The sequence below is a fragment of the Bacillus sp. FSL K6-1218 genome, from assembly GCF_038006445.1.
GTDB lineage: Bacteria > Bacillota > Bacilli > Bacillales > Bacillaceae_G > Bacillus_A > Bacillus_A thuringiensis_S.
In genome coordinates this window covers 5,165,965-5,182,917 of the sequence record NZ_JBBOVE010000001.1, presented here as the reverse complement: position 1 = coordinate 5,182,917, position 16,953 = coordinate 5,165,965, and the positions used below count along the sequence as shown (strand labels likewise).

Here is a 16,953-nt window from a genome sequence, read left to right as displayed (position 1 = left end):
AGTCGATAGCTTACTATTTTATAAGTAGGTTATCGGCTTTTTTGAGTTTTTACGGGATTTGAAGAAGGGTTTATAGTAGTGCTGGAGGTGATTGTTGATGCTAGCGGGGAAACAGTTGCTATTAGACGAACTTTCTTCAGATTTACAGAGGGAATTAAATGATTTGAAAAAGAAGGGAGAGGTCGTGTGTGTACAAGGTGTAAAAAAGAAGGCTTCTAAATATGTATGTCAGCGCTGTGGAAATATAGAGCAGCGGCTATTTGCGTCGTTTTTATGTAAAAGGTGCAGTAAAGTGTGCGCATATTGCCGGAAGTGTATAACGATGGGGAGGGTAAGTGAATGTGCTGTACTTGTTCGCGGGATTGCTGAAAGAAAGAGAGAAAAGAATTTAAATTTGTTACAGTGGAACGGGACGTTGTCTACTGGTCAGAATCTGGCGGCACAAGGTGTTATAGAGGCTATTAAGCAAAAAGAATCATTTTTTATTTGGGCTGTATGCGGGGCTGGGAAAACAGAGATGTTGTTTTACGGTATTAACGAAGCGCTTCAAAAAGGAGAAAGAGTTTGTATCGCAACGCCGAGAACGGATGTTGTTCTTGAATTAGCACCGAGATTGCAAGAAGTATTTCCATATATAAAGGTAGCGGCTTTATATGGAGGGAGTGTGGATAAAGAAAAAGATGCAGTACTAGTCGTTGCGACCACGCATCAATTATTACGTTATTATAGGGCGTTTCATGTCATGGTTGTAGATGAGATAGATGCTTTTCCATATTGTGCAGATCAAATGTTACAGTACGCGGTAAAACAAGCGATGAAAGAAAGAGCGGCGCGTATTTATTTAACTGCGACTCCAGATGAAACGTGGAAGCGAAAATTTAGAAAAGGTGAACAAAAAGGTGTTATTGTTTCTGGACGATATCACCGTCATCCTTTGCCAGTTCCTTTATTTTGTTGGTGCGGGAATTGGAAAAAAAGCCTCATTCATAAAAGAATTCCTCGAGTTTTACTACAGTGGTTACAAACATACTTAAATAAAAAACATCCTATTTTTTTATTCGTTCCCAATGTGCGATATGTAGAAGAAATAAGCCTGTTGTTAAAATCATTAAACAAGCGAATTGAAGGTGTACATGCAGAAGATCCGGGGAGAAAAGAAAAAGTAGCAGCTTTCAGAAAGGGAGAAATCCCATTATTAGTTACAACGACAATTTTAGAGCGAGGCGTAACGGTGAAAAATTTGCAAGTCGCGGTTTTAGGGGCGGAAGAAGAAATATTCTCAGAAAGTGCACTCGTACAAATTGCAGGCCGAGCCGGGCGGAGCTTTGAAGCACCGTATGGAGAGGTCATTTATTTTCACTATGGTAAGACAGAGGCGATGGTGCGCGCGAAAAAACATATTCAAGGTATGAATAAAAATGCCAAAGAACAAGGATTGATCGATTAATGCATTGTTTACTTTGTGACGAGTGTTTTGTAGAAAAGGTTAGTTGGTACACTTTTTTTGTAAAGTGTCATAGAAAATATATATGTGATAGATGTGAGCAGAAACTTTCCTATATTATAGGAGAAATTTGCATGGGATGTGGGCGGCCTTTAGAATTTGTTCCTGCCTTATTTCAAGAAGACGGTTTTTGTATAGATTGTATAAGGTGGATGAAAGAGGAGAAGTATCGTCCTTTTAAAAACCGTTCGTTATATATGTATGATGATGGGATGAAAGAAATAGTAGCGCAGTTTAAGTTTCGGGGGGATGCAGAGTTAGTGCGCATTTTTTATCGTCCTTTTCGAAGTTTATTTCAAAAGCATTTTGCCAATGTTTCAACCGTTATCGCTGTTCCGCTTAGTAAGGAAAGGGAAGTTGAACGTGGTTTTAATCAAGCTGAGTTATTAGCAACTTGTTTGCCTGTCAAACTTTCTTATCCATCATTAAGAAGAAGGGAAACAGAAAAGCAAAGTAAGAAGACACGTAAAGAAAGGGTGTCAGGAAGCAATCCTTTTTATTTTCAGGGAGAAGAGATGTTTCATGAGCAACATGTTTTAATCGTGGATGATGTGTATACGACAGGAATTACTGTTAGACAAATTGGAAGCCTTTTGTATGATCGAGGAGCTAGAGAAGTTTCTTGTTTGACGCTTTGTAGAGGTTAATATGTGAATGTCGAAAGGAATAATAAAAAGACGACAAATCTTCTTTGACTAAAAGTCTTGTCATTCGTTATAGTCAGAATATGGGGTGAATGCCCTGATTTTTAGAGTGAAGGGAATGGAATGAACATGCAAGGACGAGTGAAATGGTTCAATGCAGAAAAGGGATTTGGATTTATTGAGCGCGAAGATGGTGATGATGTATTTGTCCATTTTTCTGCTATTCAACAAGATGGGTATAAGTCGTTAGAAGAAGGGCAACAAGTAGAGTTTGACATTGTAGATGGAGCACGTGGACCACAAGCAGCTAATGTTGTGAAACTGTAGGGGATATTGTTTTGGGAAGAGAAAGCTGCGTTTGTGGCAACGTTATATATATGTAGTAGAACCTCTTGTTTTTCGCAAGGGGTTTTTTGTTATAGGGTAAGTTGTCAAAAAGTTGTTTCTTTTCTGTAACGAATTGTCCACAGTTATATTCGTTATTCACGATGTTAATAGGATAAAATAAAGATAGAAACGATGCATCTTTTCATTTCAACAAAAAACGATAAAAAAATCGCAATTCCACTAATTTTTTTAAAAAAGTTAGAAGGAATTTTTAAGCCAGTGTCGAAATTATAGTACATAGGCTTGAAAGGAGGAATTCATCTATGAAATTCAACATTCGTGGTGAAAATATTGAAGTAACTCCAGCATTAAAGGAATATGTAGAGAAAAAACTAAGTAAGTTAGAGCGTTATTTTGATACATTCCCAGAGATTAAAGTTAATTTAAAAGTATACTCTGACAAGCAACGTGTCGAGGTAACAATACCATTTACTGATTTATTACTTCGTGCAGAAGAAACTAATAGCGATATGTACGCTGCTATCGATTTAGTAGTTGATAAAATTGAGCGACAAATTCGTAAACATAAAACAAAAGTAAATCGTAAGTTACGTGAGAAAGGTTCTATGAAAACGAACTTTATCCTTCCAGAAGCAGTAGCTGTTATGGATGAGGTAGAAGAAGATGAATTAGAACTTGTACGTACAAAACGATTCGATTTAAAACCGATGGACGTTGAAGAAGCGATTCTACAAATGGATATGCTAGGACATAATTTCTTCGTCTTCACAAATGCTGATACAAATGAAACTAATGTTGTATATGGCCGTAAAGATGGGAAATACGGTTTAATCGAAACTAAATAATAATTCGAAAGCGCAGCCGAAATGGCTGCGCTTTTTTTATGTTTTAGTTTTTTCTTTTCGAAAGGTGAAAGAATTTATAAGTAGCCCATTTCATTAAGACGTGATTTTTAGACAGTGTTTCGTCAAAACAGCATGGGGAAATTAAAAGGCGAGTTACTCTTTATGATTTGGAACAGGCGTAGGTAAGTAGTTATCTCTATAAGTAATTTGTTGCTAGGAGTGTATTATTATTTTTGTTAATTTGGCAAAATGTTTACAATTGCAAATATAATATTAAATATTCTGAAATGTATTGAAGGTGTGTTGAGAGAATGATATTGTAATATTGTGTTATAAGGATTTAATTTATTTCTTCAGTGAAAAAATAAAATCAATATAATGCTACAAATTATCGGAGGTGCTTTTAGTGAGTATTAAGAAAAAAAGTCGTTTTATGTTTGGATCTGTTTTATCTTTAGGTATTTTAGCTAGTACTTTTGCTTTAACCGAACCTGCTAAGGCTGATACAAGGGATGATCATGTAGAATTTACCTTTAGACTTTGGAGTGCATATGATTTTACTAATGCACGTCCTAAAGAGAACCCTACTTCTATGTATATGCGTGTGAAGAGTAGTGAGAAGGGCGGTGGTTCTTTTAACGTTTGGACAGAAGCGGATAAAAATAAAGGTAAAGGTGATAGAGATTGGGTAAATGTTTCAGGTAAGCATGAAGGAGAAGTGCAACCAGGTAAAACATATCTTTTCCAAAATTATGCATATGAACGATATAGGAAAAATGTTCCTGTTAGATTTGGTGGTTATTCTAGAGAAAATAATGCTTATCCTACTGATTGGAGTCCTGATAGTGTAAGACCTAATGGACCTTACATTGAATATTGATTTAGAAATTATAAATTGAAATTATTTATTTTGTAGCGCTAGAAAAAGTCGTCTAGTTCCGAATCTGAATTATACGACTTTTTCTGCTATTTCATTTTAAAAATAGGAGGAGCTGTAATGAAACTTATTTTAAAATATATTGTATTCTGTTTTTTTATATTGAGTATTAGTTTCTTAGTTTCTTGTCAAAAGAAAGTAGATGAACCTATTGTAAATATTGAAGATACTTTAACGGAAAAATATAATTTGAAAAGTATTCAGTTGCAAGAAATTAAGAAAAATACTATTTATGAACAAGTATTTTCGGGGAATAAAAATGGTAATGATTTCTTTCAAGGTCAAATAGATAGAAATGATATTGCAATAGAAGATAGGCTTTCAGATAAAAATTTAAAGTCAGGAGTTATACCAGAAAATTATTATGTGTTTTTATCGGGTGTTACGAATAAGAAAAAACCAACGTATCTTTTGGGACGGATTGAACAAACTGATGGGAAAGTAATTGAGTGGAAACAAGAAGTTAAGAGTGTAAAAAGAAAAGGTACAAATGATGTTTATCAGTATGAAGTTGAGTTTCCTAAATTTGAAGGAGAGAGAGCAAATGTTGCTTTTCGTTACATCTGGTTAAATAAAGAAAATAAATGTTATGGTGTTGCGGATCAATTGTTCATATTAAAAAAGGTTTAAATTTAATTAATGGTTTATGGAGGAGCTGTAGATGAGTTACTTTTTAGGAAGGATTTTAAAAGGTAGGATGTTTTGGTTGTCTTTATTTATTATGTTAATAATTGTTACTGCTCAATATATTGCTATGTTTGTGACAACTAAAGGATTTAACGATGCTGGGATTATAAAGGTATCCCCATATTTATCTAATATTTTACATTTTAATAGATTGTCATTTTATAGTGAGTTTTATCTACTTATATTTCCTATGCTTTCCGCAATGGCTGTAGCAGGGATTTATAGAATTGATAAAAATTATGGATTTATTTATCCTGTTATTTCTAAAATGGGAACAGGTTATTATTTTAAGCTACTTTATTTTATTAATTTTAGTGTATCTTTTTTTATTATAAGTTTCCCTTTACTATTTAATTTTTATTTATATGCAATGACTTATCCAACAGTCGCTCCGCATCCAATATTAAATTATATGGCTGCTACTGTCTCACCAACAGCTCAATTTAATACAGTTTATTATGAGTACCCTACTTTATATTTTCTAATGTATGTATTTTTAAATGGTTTATACGGTGCGGTTTTTTCGAGTTTGGCTTTATCAGTTTCATTTTTTATAAAACGAGTTTATTTTATTTATTTAGTTCCATTTGTTTTACATATTTTTTGGCTTGGTATTGGAAAAGGGATTCTCAATCCTAAAGATTATGTAATTAAAGATTTCGGCTTTTTTGAATTACAAATTTTTCTTAGTGTCTTGTTATGTATTTGGTTTTGTTCTGTAGTTCTTTATTTACGGGGGAGTAGGAAGCATGTTCTTTTATAATGTAATGAAAGAAACTATAAGGATGAAGTACGTTTGGTTAAGTATTCTTTTTTTACTTAATGTTAGTATCATTGGTTGCTTGTTCAATTATTTTGAACAGGGCATTGTAAAAGAAAAAATGAACGAATTAGAAACTTTGTATAAAGTTATGTCGTTTTATAATTTGTCGACTATATTTATTCCTTTAACCATCGTTTTTTCTGTATATTCTATGTCGAATTTTTTTAGTATTTATGTAGTTTATCGAGTGAATAATGCAATGAAATTAGTTTCTATATATTATTTGAAACTATTCGTTTTTGTTTGTTTTTTCGCTGGGAGTATGATTTTACAGTTATTTTTACTGTCAAATATGATGGCTGTAACTAGTGTTGATGTAAATTATCCATTACTATTTTGTATTCAATTATTTGCGAATGTTTTTATATGTATGATAAGTGCTTTATTGCAATTATTTTTACCTAGTTTACTTGTAATAATATGTATGATCATTGCTGTTTTACTAGATAGATTTATATTACATGGATTTTTATTTACAAATGCTTTTTATATAAATGTCTTTGAAGATGGTACTGGTTTATTTATACGTTTATTTGGATGCTTTTCTATCTTTTTTATAAGTGTATGGATTTTAGCTAAAAAAAGTTATATTGCTATGAATGATGAGACAGAGGTGATCTAGTTTACATTATGATTTTATATTATTTGTTAAAAAGAGATTTACATGTAAGGTTTCGAGATTCCATCAAGATAATGGCTTTTTTATTTTTAATTTACGCTATTATAGCAATTACTTTTTTATACAATCAGCCTCTTAGTAATGGTAAAGAATTTGTATTGGTAGATGTTACCTTTTATCGATTTTTTCATGGAGTAGACTTTGTGGATTTATCTTATTTTTATAAGGAGGGGCGATTTTCTATCCCTTTTTATTGGATATTTTTTCAAATCACTCCTTTGTTGCTTGTAGGGAATTTTGCTTTTTCAGATATTCAACAGAATGGTGTTTATTTATTTCCTCGTGTTAAGAAGAAGCATTTTCTGTGGTTAACGAAAATATTATCTTTGTTTTTTTATATAATTAGTATTTGGATTGTTATGTATTTTCTTTGGTTTAGTGCTTACTATGTGCTTTCTTTAGGCGAGTATACTTTTTTAAATTTATATAGTCAATTTCCTTATAAAATATTAGGTACTATGCTAATTCAAATAATTATAAGCTTTTTATTAGCTTTGATTTTTGAGTTTTTAACGCTTTATATACCAATAACTATTGTTTTTGTACTGATGTTGATGTACCTATTTTTGTCTATTTTCTTTCATAGTACTTATTTTTTAGGTTCTTTTGTTATGCCAAATCGTTGGTATTTTGTTGATCACAGTTCAATTCAATTGACTTTAGGTAATAATCAATCTATTCAATGTAATGATTTACTTTTAATAGGAATAGTAATTGTTATTGTAATGATTTTATTAGGTAGTTTTTGTTTTAAAAAACTAGATGTGATAGGTGAATAATTTATGGACAATTATATTAAATGTGAATGTATGACGAAAAGATTAAAGGGAAATATTGTGTTAGATAATATTAGTTTGTCAGTAAAAAAAGGAGAGTTTTTAGTTTTGAAGGGGCATAATGGTTCTGGTAAAACAATGATTTTACGTGCTATATCAGGATTAATGCGTTTAAATTCTGGAGTTGTTTATGTAGATAATGAAATGATTGGAAAACAAAAGCAATTTCCTGATTCTATGGGGATATTGATTGAATATCCAAGTTTTATTCCGGGGTATACTGGTTTTCAGAACTTGAAGTTTTTATCATCGATTAACAATAAAATCTCTGATGAGGAAATTTATAATATTATTCAAAGGGTTGGACTTGATAAAACAGATAAGAGAAAGTATAAAAGATACTCTTTAGGTATGAAGCAACGTTTAGGGATAGCGCAAGCTTTAATGGAACAACCAAAATTATTGTTATTAGACGAGCCAACTAATGCTTTAGATAGTGATGGAATAAAAGATGTTTTGGATATTTTGAAAGTAGAAAAATCTAAAGGAACGACTATTATAGTAGCTAGTCATGATGTGCATGTTCTAGATAATGAAATAGTAGATCGCATTGTACATGTTAATAATGGAAAGTTGGTAGATTAAGAGTGACAAGAAATCATGTCTTAATAATCATTGGATTGTGTCTGTTGCTATGTGTATTTGCTAGTTTCTTTAGATTTAAAACATTAAATCTAAAGAATGAATCTTATAAAGTGGTAAAAGGTGAGTTTTTATCTAATAGAATTTTTGAAGATGGACAAGGAATTACGTTTCATGCACTTGATCCTCTTGATCCTACAAAAGTTTATGATCCTTATGAAGACCGTGAAGTAGTGACGTATGTGTTACCTTTAGATATTACAAATACAACGAATCGGGATATTAATTTGCTTAGTAATAAGTCTATTTCTAATACAATGTTTTATTCTAAAATAGGAGAGTTTTATAATTTAATTCCGTATTCAATGGAATTACCTGAAAAATATCAGTTTGAGCCTGTAATACCTGCTGGTAAAACGGTACGAGGATATATTGGGACAAATTATTTTATAGGAGATGACCCTGGTAAGAATTATAAAAACTTTTCAAATGAATCAACTAAGGTGAAATTCATTTCTTTTATGAAGGATCAGAAAGGGAAATATCATGAATTAGAAATACCAATAAATTAATAAAATTCATGATTGATCCATATATATTTTAAAGGTGTTTTTTTGCTGTGGTTGAGTAGATCTTGCAACATAATAATATTTTTTAAAGTCGGAGTTGTTTCGCAGGTGTAAGTATCTATGGATGCTGCACCTGCGAAATTTCCGGCTTTTTGTAATTTTTGATTTAAAACTAATAGATTTCCTTCGATCATCCTCTTTTAAAAGGGGATATTTAATACAAAATGTGCAATAGAGGGATGGAGAAAAGACATGTTAGTTTGTTGGAACAAATGAAATAAAAACTTTTTTTGAATATAAGGCCTGACATTCGGTCGATTGTTGTCATAGTTATAAGACAAGTGTTACAATTATCATTAGGTATATACATTTTAGTTTTTTTAATTAGGAGAAAAATTGGCATAACATACATTTGATTTTTACAACGACTGATTGTAATAGAGAAAAAGAAAAACAATCGGAAGTTTTATTTTAATAAAAAGAGGAGCGTATTTCCTATGATCGGTATTTTAAAAAAGGTGTTTGATGTAAACCAACGCCAAATTAAACGTATGCAAAAGACAGTTGAGCAAATTGATGCATTAGAGTCATCTATTAAGCCACTAACTGATGAACAATTAAAAGGAAAGACGCTTGAATTTAAAGAACGTCTAACAAAAGGTGAAACAGTAGATGATCTATTACCTGAAGCTTTTGCGGTTGTTCGCGAAGCGGCAACTCGTGTTCTTGGAATGCGTCCATATGGCGTACAGTTAATGGGTGGTATTGCCTTACATGAAGGGAATATTTCTGAGATGAAAACGGGTGAAGGTAAAACGTTAACATCTACATTACCTGTATATTTAAATGCTTTAACAGGAAAAGGTGTTCACGTTGTTACAGTCAATGAATACTTAGCACAACGTGATGCGAATGAAATGGGACAACTTCATGAGTTCCTTGGCTTAACGGTAGGAATTAACTTAAATAGTATGTCACGCGAAGAAAAACAAGAGGCTTATGCTGCTGATATTACGTATAGCACAAATAATGAGCTTGGATTCGATTACTTACGTGACAACATGGTTTTATATAAAGAGCAGTGCGTTCAACGCCCGCTTCACTTTGCTATTATCGATGAAGTCGATTCTATTTTAGTCGATGAAGCGCGTACGCCGCTTATTATTTCAGGACAAGCTCAAAAATCAACAGAGCTATACATGTTTGCAAATGCATTTGTTCGTACGTTAGAAAATGAAAAAGATTATTCATTTGATGTGAAAACGAAAAATGTAATGTTAACAGAAGATGGTATTACGAAAGCAGAAAAAGCTTTCCATATTGAAAACTTATTCGATTTAAAACATGTAGCACTTCTTCACCATATTAATCAGGGGCTTCGTGCACACGTTGTTATGCACCGTGATACAGATTATGTTGTACAAGAAGGCGAAATCGTAATTGTAGACCAATTTACTGGTCGTCTTATGAAAGGTCGTCGTTATAGCGAAGGATTACACCAAGCGATTGAAGCAAAAGAAGGTGTAGAAATTCAAAATGAAAGTATGACGCTTGCAACAATTACATTCCAGAACTACTTCCGTATGTATGAAAAATTATCTGGTATGACTGGTACAGCAAAAACGGAAGAAGAAGAATTCCGTAGTATTTACAATATGAATGTTATCGTAATTCCAACGAACAAAGATATTATTCGTGATGATCGTGCTGATTTAATCTTCAAATCAATGGAAGGTAAGTTCAATGCAGTTGTTGAGGATATTGTAAATCGTCATAAACAAGGGCAACCTATTCTTGTTGGTACAGTTGCAATTGAAACGTCAGAGCTTATTTCAAAAATGTTAACACGTAAAGGTGTACGCCATAACATTTTAAACGCGAAAAACCATGCGCGTGAAGCAGATATCATTGCAGAAGCTGGTATGAAAGGTGCTGTAACGATTGCGACGAATATGGCTGGTCGTGGTACGGATATTAAGCTTGGAGACGATATTAAAAACGTGGGTCTAGCAGTTATCGGTACAGAGCGTCACGAAAGCCGTCGTATTGATAATCAGTTACGTGGTCGTGCTGGTCGTCAAGGGGACCCTGGTGTAACGCAGTTCTACTTGTCTATGGAAGATGAATTAATGCGCCGCTTCGGTTCTGACAATATGAAAGCGATGATGGATCGTCTTGGTATGGATGATTCCCAGCCAATTGAAAGTAAAATGGTTTCTCGTGCGGTAGAGTCTGCACAAAAACGTGTTGAAGGAAATAACTATGATGCACGTAAGCAGTTATTACAATACGATGATGTACTTCGTCAGCAACGTGAAGTGATTTATAAGCAGCGTCAAGAAGTAATGGAATCGGAAAACTTACGTGGCATTATTGAAGGTATGATGAAATCTACAGTAGAACGTGCTGTTGCGCTTCATACACAAGAGGAAATTGAAGAAGATTGGAACATTAAAGGTCTTGTTGACTACTTAAATACAAACCTTCTTCAAGAAGGAGACGTAAAAGAAGAAGAATTACGTCGCCTTGCTCCTGAGGAAATGAGCGAACCGATTATCGCGAAATTAATAGAGCGTTACAATGACAAAGAAAAGCTTATGCCAGAAGAGCAAATGCGTGAGTTTGAGAAGGTTGTTGTATTCCGCGTTGTAGATACAAAATGGACAGAGCATATTGATGCGATGGATCATCTTCGTGAAGGTATTCATTTACGTGCTTACGGTCAAATTGATCCACTTCGTGAGTACCAAATGGAAGGATTTGCAATGTTCGAGTCAATGGTTGCTTCTATTGAAGAGGAAATTTCTCGTTACATTATGAAAGCTGAAATTGAACAAAACTTAGAACGTCAAGAAGTTGTTCAAGGTGAAGCTGTTCATCCATCTAGCGATGGCGAAGAAGCGAAGAAAAAGCCAGTTGTAAAAGGTGACCAAGTGGGCCGCAACGATTTATGTAAATGTGGTAGCGGTAAAAAATATAAAAACTGCTGTGGTATTGTTCAGTAATATAGGGCGGTAGCTTTGGCTGTTTTGCAAACTTTTATATCAAAAATGTATAATTAAGAAGGGTTAAACTCTCTCCGTAATAAGTGGAGAGAGTTTCCCTTGTTTTCATACGAAAGTAACAGCAATTACATAGAGGTGAAGGAAATGGAATTAGTAGAAATTAGACAGGAATTAGAGAAAATGGCTAAGCGATTAGCGGCTTTTAGGGGGTCTCTTTGACCTTCCTACTAAGGAGAAACAAATTGCAGAATTAGAAGAAAAAATGATGAGCGCAGGATTTTGGGATGACCAACAAGGCGCGCAAGCTGTAATTAATGAAGCGAATGCGTTAAAAGATATGGTTGGAAGTTTCCGTCAATTAGATGAAACGTTCGAAAATTTAGAAGTAACGCATGAGCTTTTAAAAGAAGAATACGATGAAGATTTACATGAGGAATTAGAGTCAGAAGTAAAAGGCTTAATTCAAGAAATGAATGAGTATGAGCTTCAGTTACTATTAAGTGATCCTTATGATAAAAATAATGCAATTTTAGAATTACATCCAGGTGCAGGTGGAACTGAGTCACAAGACTGGGGTTCTATGTTATTACGTATGTATACACGTTGGGCTGAAAAACGTGGATTTAAAGTAGAAACGGTTGACTATTTACCGGGTGATGAAGCTGGTATTAAGAGTGTAACTTTATTAATTAAAGGTCATAACGCTTACGGTTACTTAAAAGCAGAGAAAGGTGTACATCGTCTTGTACGTATTTCACCATTTGATTCTTCAGGTCGTCGTCATACATCGTTCGTATCTTGTGAAGTTGTACCAGAGTTCAATGATGAAGTTGAAATCGAAGTACGTACAGAAGATTTAAAAATTGATACGTACCGCGCAAGTGGAGCGGGTGGGCAGCACGTTAATACGACAGATTCAGCAGTTCGTATTACACATACACCGACAAATACAGTTGTGACGTGTCAGTCGGAACGTTCTCAAATTAAAAACCGTGAGCATGCGATGAAGATGTTAAAAGCGAAATTATATCAAAAGAAACTAGAAGAACAACAGGCACAATTAGATGAAATCCGCGGGGAACAAAAAGAAATCGGATGGGGTAGCCAAATCCGTTCTTACGTATTCCACCCGTATTCTCTTGTAAAAGACCACCGTACAAATACGGAGGTTGGTAACGTACAAGCAGTTATGGATGGAGAGATTGATCCATTTATTGATGCTTACTTACGTTCTCGCATCTAATAAGTGAAAAAAAGCCAACTAAATTGTTGGCCCACGCTGAGGATATAGAGGATATAAAGAATTTGATTTTATTTTTATAGATGAAGTAAAGAGGAAGAGAAGTTGGAAACGACAACTTCTCTTTTTGATGGGATTATATGTAGATTACAATGGTGTATATTGTTTTGTAAAAAGTAGAGAATAGTAAAATAGAGCGATAATAGGGTAAAGATTTATATAGAACATTTCTAATTTTCCTTTTAAAAAGGATTCTTTATAGAAGTTTTTTAAGCTGTTCACAGAATTGAAACAACTTATGAAAGCTTTATTTTATCAAGGTTCTCACTGTATTTTTGAGGAATATGAAATACACCTTAGTTTTTCTATATAAAGATAATGCTTATAATGAAAATGAGTGTGTTAGGAATAAAAAGAATATCAACAATGGGGAGCGATAGAAGTGAAAAAGAAATTGTTGGCTATTGCGCTAGGGACATCGGTTGTTTTTACTTTAGGAGCATGCGGAAATAAAGAAGAGAGTAAGTCTTCGAAACAGTCTGCAAGCACAGACAGCGCAGAACAAATTTTCCAAAGAAGTTGTGCTGGATGTCACGCGACAGATTTATCAGGGGCAACTGGACCTGATTTAAGAAAAGTAGGCGGTAAGTACGACGCTGCAGATATCGAAGAGATTATTAAAAAAGGCCGCGGTTCAATGTCACCAGGACTTATTCAAGGTGAAGATGCGAAAAAAGTATCTGAATGGTTAGCTGAACATAAATAAAAAAGGTGAACTGGACGAGTTGATAATATAGGTCAACTCGTTTTCCTTTTCATTTATGTAACATAACTGTAACAAAAATGTATCCGAACTGGAAACCGTTTGATGTTACAATGGGGTTTGTAGAATTTTGCTGAAATATATTACATAGAGTGGTATTGCTTATGAGAAAGCATAAGTAAACTACCTTCAACAAGGATGACTAAGTGAAAATGAAGGATGTCTTTTATTTTCAGATGTACAGAAAAGTATTTCGAAAAAAATCATTAAGTATTGGGTGATAAATAATGATAAAAATGACGAATGTTTATAAGGAGTACCCGAATGGTATGAAAGCCATTGCTGGTCTTACAGTTAACATTAAACAAGGTGAGTTCGTATACGTAGTTGGACCGAGTGGAGCCGGAAAATCTACATTTATTAAAATGATGTATCGTGAAGAGAAGCCATCTACAGGATCAATTAATGTAAATGGACTTGTTATTGAAACATTGGCAGAAAGAGATGTTCCGTATTTTCGTCGTCAATTAGGCGTAATTTTCCAAGATTTTAAATTACTACCTAAATTAACGGTATATGAGAATGTTTCGTTTGCTTTAGAAGTAATTGAAGAAGAACCAGATGCAATTCGTGAGCGTGTAACAGAAGTTTTAGGTCTTGTAGGTCTTGAAGATCGTGCAGATGCAATTCCAAGTGAACTTTCAGGTGGAGAGCAACAACGTGTTGCGATTGCAAGAGCGATTGTAAATCGACCAAAGGTTGTAATTGCCGATGAGCCAACAGGTAACTTAGATATTGAAACAGCTCTTGATATTATGAAGATTTTTACTCGCATTAATGAGCGTGGTACAACAATTGTTATGGCGACGCATAATGCAGATATCGTAAATACAATCCGTCATCGTGTAATCGCGATTGAAGGCGGAAAAATTGTTCGAGACGAGATTGAGGGAGGATACGGATATGAAGGCTAAGACCCTTAGTCGACATTTGCGAGAAGGTGTAAAGAATCTATCACGTAACGGATGGATGACATTTGCTTCTGTTAGTGCAGTAACAGTTACATTATTACTTGTAGGTGTCTTTTTAACAGCGATTATGAATATGAACCATTTTGCGACGAAAGTAGAGCAAGATGTAGAGATTCGTGTACACATTGATCCAGCTGCAAAAGAAGCTGATCAAAAGAAATTAGAAGAAGATATGAGTAAGATTGCAAAAGTAGATTCTATTAAATATTCTTCTAAAGAAGAAGAGTTAAAACGTTTAATTAAAAGCTTAGGTGATAGCGGAAAAACGTTTGAGTTATTTGAACAAGATAACCCACTTAAAAACGTATTCGTTGTAAAAGCAAAAGAACCAACAGATACAGCGACAATCGCGAAGAAGGTTGAAAAAATGCAGTTTGTCAGTAATGTTCAGTACGGAAAAGGGCAAGTTGAACGATTATTTGATACTGTAAAAACTGGTCGTAACATTGGGATTGCGTTAATTGCTGGTCTTTTATTCACAGCAATGTTCTTAATCTCTAACACAATTAAAATTACAATTTATGCTCGTAGTACAGAAATTGAAATTATGAAACTTGTTGGTGCAACAAACTGGTTCATTCGTTGGCCATTCTTGCTAGAGGGATTATTCTTAGGAGTATTAGGATCAATTATTCCAATTGGCCTAATTCTAGTTACGTATAATTCGTTGCAAGGTGTGTTTAACGAAAAACTTGGCGGAACAATTTTCGAGCTTCTACCATACAGTCCTTTCGTATTCCAATTAGCTGGTTTACTAGTGTTAATCGGTGCGTTAATCGGTATGTGGGGAAGTGTAATGTCAATTCGTCGCTTCTTAAAAGTATAAAAAGTTGCAAACATAATTCGTACAAGCTTATCATATAGTAGAAATAGGTAAAGGCATCACACGCTGTGTGATGCCTTTTGCTACACCACCTGTGTGTTTTGGAAAGGGGAATTCCGCATTGAAACGTAGAGTTGCAATTATTGGAATGGTTGTTGCATTTTTAATTGGTGCTGGCGGAATGTTTGCAGGCATGTCTGTATTTGGGGTTAACCCAGCAGAAGTAACGCAAACAATTTCGAGTGGGAATGCTAGCACTGCGCAAGGGAATTTGGCAAAAATTAATGAGGCGTATGCACTAATTGATTCACGTTATGTGGAAGACGTGAAAGATGAAAAGTTAGTTGAAGGTGCAATACAAGGCATGTTGTCTACGCTGAAGGACCCTTATTCCACGTATATGGATAAAGAAACAGCCAAACAGTTTAGTGAATCGCTTGATCCTGAATTAGAGGGGATTGGGGCTGAGGTGAACAAGACGGACGATAAGCTTATTATCGTATCGCCAATTAAAGGTTCACCAGCAGAAAAGATAGGAATTAAACCGAATGACCAAATTTTATCTGTAGATGGAAACAGTGTGAAAGACTTATCACGTGAAGAAGCAGTATTAAAGATCCGTGGTAAAAAAGGAACGACTGTCGCAATTGAAATTAAACGTGCGGGAGTAACTGATCCGATTGTATTTAAAATTAAGCGTGAAAAAATTCCGATCTTCACAGTGTTTAGTTCTGTGAAGCAAGAGAGCGGAAGAGATATCGGTTATATGCAAATCACTTCTTTTGCTGAAAATACAGCGAAGGAATTTAAGGATCAGTTAAAAGAGTTAGAGAAGAAAAATATAAAAGGCTTAGTTATTGACGTGCGTGGTAATCCTGGTGGCTATTTAAATAGTGTAGAAGATATACTAGGAGAAATTATGACGAATAAAAAGCCGATGCTACAAGTAGAGCAGCGAAATGGTGAGAAGAAGAAATTCTCTACGGAACTGAAAGAGAGAAAACCATATCCAATTTCAGTATTAATTGATAATGGAAGTGCTTCTGCTTCAGAGATTTTAGCTGGTGCGCTGAAAGAAGGAGAAGGATACGATTTAATTGGTGAAAAGACATTTGGTAAAGGTACTGTTCAGCAAGCTGTTCCATTTAAAGACGGCAGCAACATTAAATTAACGATGTTTAAATGGTTAACACCGGATGGGAACTGGATTCATAAAAAAGGAATCGCGCCAACAGTAGAAGTGAAGCAACCAAATTATTATCATGCGACACCAATTCAAATTGAAAAAACACTTTCATACAATTCAAATGATGTACAAGTAAAACATGCTCAAGAAATGCTTAAGAGCTTAGGGTATGTACCAGGTCGTGAAGATGGATACTTTAGTAAAGAGACAGAATCGGCGCTGAAAGCATTCCAAAATGCGAATGAAATGGAAGCGACAGGACAGCTTGATAAAAAGACAGCTGAAGCGATTCAAACTAAAATTATCGAAAAAATCCGTTCTGGAGAAAATGATCTACAATTACAGTCAGCATTAAAATTAATGGCAAAATAAGAAGAAATACAGGCAGTTTTCTGCCTGTATTTTTTTGTGTTAAACAAACGTTTGTTTAGTTATGATAATATAAAAAGAA

Annotated in this window: 18 protein-coding genes; 17 read left to right on the top strand and 1 reads right to left on the bottom strand. The window is 34.2% G+C overall.

The genetic code is table 11. The features are described 5' to 3' along the window. Nucleotides 1-97: 97 nt before the first annotated feature. The 11 genes from comFA to MHI26_RS26655 all read left to right on the top strand — a co-directional run bounded on the left by comFA (nucleotide 98) and on the right by MHI26_RS26655 (nucleotide 8,457). The gene (gene comFA / locus MHI26_RS26705; protein ID WP_061667791.1) at nucleotides 98-1,447 is read left to right on the top strand and encodes an ATP-dependent helicase ComFA; all 1,350 of its coding nucleotides are present in this window, start codon (nucleotides 98-100) and stop codon (nucleotides 1,445-1,447) included. Continuing rightward, nucleotides 1,447-2,151 (top strand): ComF family protein, encoded by a 705-nt coding sequence (locus MHI26_RS26700; protein WP_080546895.1) that lies wholly within the window; start codon nucleotides 1,447-1,449, stop codon nucleotides 2,149-2,151. The genes comFA and MHI26_RS26700 overlap by 1 nt, the downstream gene beginning before the upstream one ends. 126 nt (nucleotides 2,152-2,277) lie before the next feature. After that, nucleotides 2,278-2,475: a cold shock protein CspC gene (gene cspC / locus MHI26_RS26695; RefSeq protein ID WP_001990088.1), complete on the top strand. Its 198-nt coding sequence runs from the start codon at nucleotides 2,278-2,280 to the stop codon at nucleotides 2,473-2,475. A gap of 323 nt (nucleotides 2,476-2,798) precedes the next feature. Next, nucleotides 2,799-3,341: a ribosome hibernation-promoting factor, HPF/YfiA family gene (gene hpf, locus MHI26_RS26690; RefSeq protein ID WP_000671187.1), complete on the top strand. Its 543-nt coding sequence runs from the start codon at nucleotides 2,799-2,801 to the stop codon at nucleotides 3,339-3,341. A 406-nt stretch (nucleotides 3,342-3,747) separates the two neighbouring features. Then, nucleotides 3,748-4,221, top strand: coding sequence for a hypothetical protein (locus MHI26_RS26685; protein ID WP_000023376.1), 474 nt, complete (start codon nucleotides 3,748-3,750; stop codon nucleotides 4,219-4,221). Nucleotides 4,222-4,338: 117 nt separating this feature from the next. Beyond that, nucleotides 4,339-4,908 (top strand): hypothetical protein, encoded by a 570-nt coding sequence (locus tag MHI26_RS26680; RefSeq protein WP_061667790.1) that lies wholly within the window; start codon nucleotides 4,339-4,341, stop codon nucleotides 4,906-4,908. 31 nt (nucleotides 4,909-4,939) lie between these two features. After that, nucleotides 4,940-5,728, top strand: a complete 789-nt coding sequence (locus MHI26_RS26675) for a hypothetical protein (protein ID WP_000120041.1) — start codon at nucleotides 4,940-4,942, stop codon at nucleotides 5,726-5,728. After that, nucleotides 5,715-6,410, top strand: coding sequence for a hypothetical protein (locus MHI26_RS26670; RefSeq protein ID WP_000466502.1), 696 nt, complete (start codon nucleotides 5,715-5,717; stop codon nucleotides 6,408-6,410). The genes MHI26_RS26675 and MHI26_RS26670 overlap by 14 nt, the downstream gene beginning before the upstream one ends. A 71-nt stretch (nucleotides 6,411-6,481) precedes the next feature. Further along, nucleotides 6,482-7,246 carry a hypothetical protein gene (locus MHI26_RS26665; protein ID WP_061667820.1) on the top strand — a complete coding sequence of 255 codons (765 nt, stop codon included), beginning with the start codon at nucleotides 6,482-6,484 and terminating at the stop codon, nucleotides 7,244-7,246. Between the two features lie 3 nt (nucleotides 7,247-7,249). Then, a complete protein-coding gene (locus MHI26_RS26660) occupies nucleotides 7,250-7,888 on the top strand; it encodes an ATP-binding cassette domain-containing protein (protein ID WP_000371031.1) in 639 nt (212 codons plus the stop codon). Nucleotides 7,889-7,929: 41 nt separating this feature from the next. After that, nucleotides 7,930-8,457 carry a hypothetical protein gene (locus tag MHI26_RS26655; RefSeq protein ID WP_042973457.1) on the top strand — a complete coding sequence of 176 codons (528 nt, stop codon included), beginning with the start codon at nucleotides 7,930-7,932 and terminating at the stop codon, nucleotides 8,455-8,457. On the opposite strand, the gene MHI26_RS26650 is transcribed toward MHI26_RS26655, so the two are convergent. After that, nucleotides 8,454-8,648: a hypothetical protein gene (locus MHI26_RS26650; RefSeq protein WP_061667789.1), complete on the bottom strand. Its 195-nt coding sequence runs from the start codon at nucleotides 8,646-8,648 to the stop codon at nucleotides 8,454-8,456. The genes MHI26_RS26655 and MHI26_RS26650 overlap by 4 nt on opposite strands. Before the next feature lie 303 nt (nucleotides 8,649-8,951). Here MHI26_RS26650 and secA point away from each other — a divergent pair, with 303 nt between their 5' ends. From secA to MHI26_RS26620, 6 genes are all read left to right on the top strand, one after another. After that, entirely contained in the window at nucleotides 8,952-11,459 is a 2,508-nt protein-coding gene (secA, locus tag MHI26_RS26645) for a preprotein translocase subunit SecA (protein ID WP_000579371.1), read from the top strand. A gap of 144 nt (nucleotides 11,460-11,603) precedes the next feature. After that, nucleotides 11,604-12,702, top strand: a protein-coding gene (prfB, locus tag MHI26_RS26640) for a peptide chain release factor 2 (RefSeq protein WP_097807990.1) whose coding sequence is annotated in 2 segments (ribosomal slippage) — nucleotides 11,604-11,675 and nucleotides 11,677-12,702 — 1,098 coding nt in all. Because the reading frame shifts where the segments join, the coding sequence is not laid out codon by codon here. A 439-nt stretch (nucleotides 12,703-13,141) separates the two neighbouring features. Beyond that, complete coding sequence (cccB, locus tag MHI26_RS26635) at nucleotides 13,142-13,465, top strand: cytochrome c551 (protein ID WP_000727975.1); 324 nt, start codon at nucleotides 13,142-13,144, stop codon at nucleotides 13,463-13,465. A 284-nt stretch (nucleotides 13,466-13,749) separates the two neighbouring features. Beyond that, nucleotides 13,750-14,436 carry a cell division ATP-binding protein FtsE gene (ftsE, locus tag MHI26_RS26630; RefSeq protein WP_000594331.1) on the top strand — a complete coding sequence of 229 codons (687 nt, stop codon included), beginning with the start codon at nucleotides 13,750-13,752 and terminating at the stop codon, nucleotides 14,434-14,436. Continuing rightward, nucleotides 14,426-15,319, top strand: a complete 894-nt coding sequence (gene ftsX, locus MHI26_RS26625) for a permease-like cell division protein FtsX (protein ID WP_000645028.1) — start codon at nucleotides 14,426-14,428, stop codon at nucleotides 15,317-15,319. The genes ftsE and ftsX overlap by 11 nt, the downstream gene beginning before the upstream one ends. A 118-nt stretch (nucleotides 15,320-15,437) precedes the next feature. After that, the gene (locus MHI26_RS26620) at nucleotides 15,438-16,874 is read left to right on the top strand and encodes a S41 family peptidase (protein WP_000830306.1); all 1,437 of its coding nucleotides are present in this window, start codon (nucleotides 15,438-15,440) and stop codon (nucleotides 16,872-16,874) included. The last annotated feature ends 79 nt before the right edge of the window (nucleotides 16,875-16,953 follow it).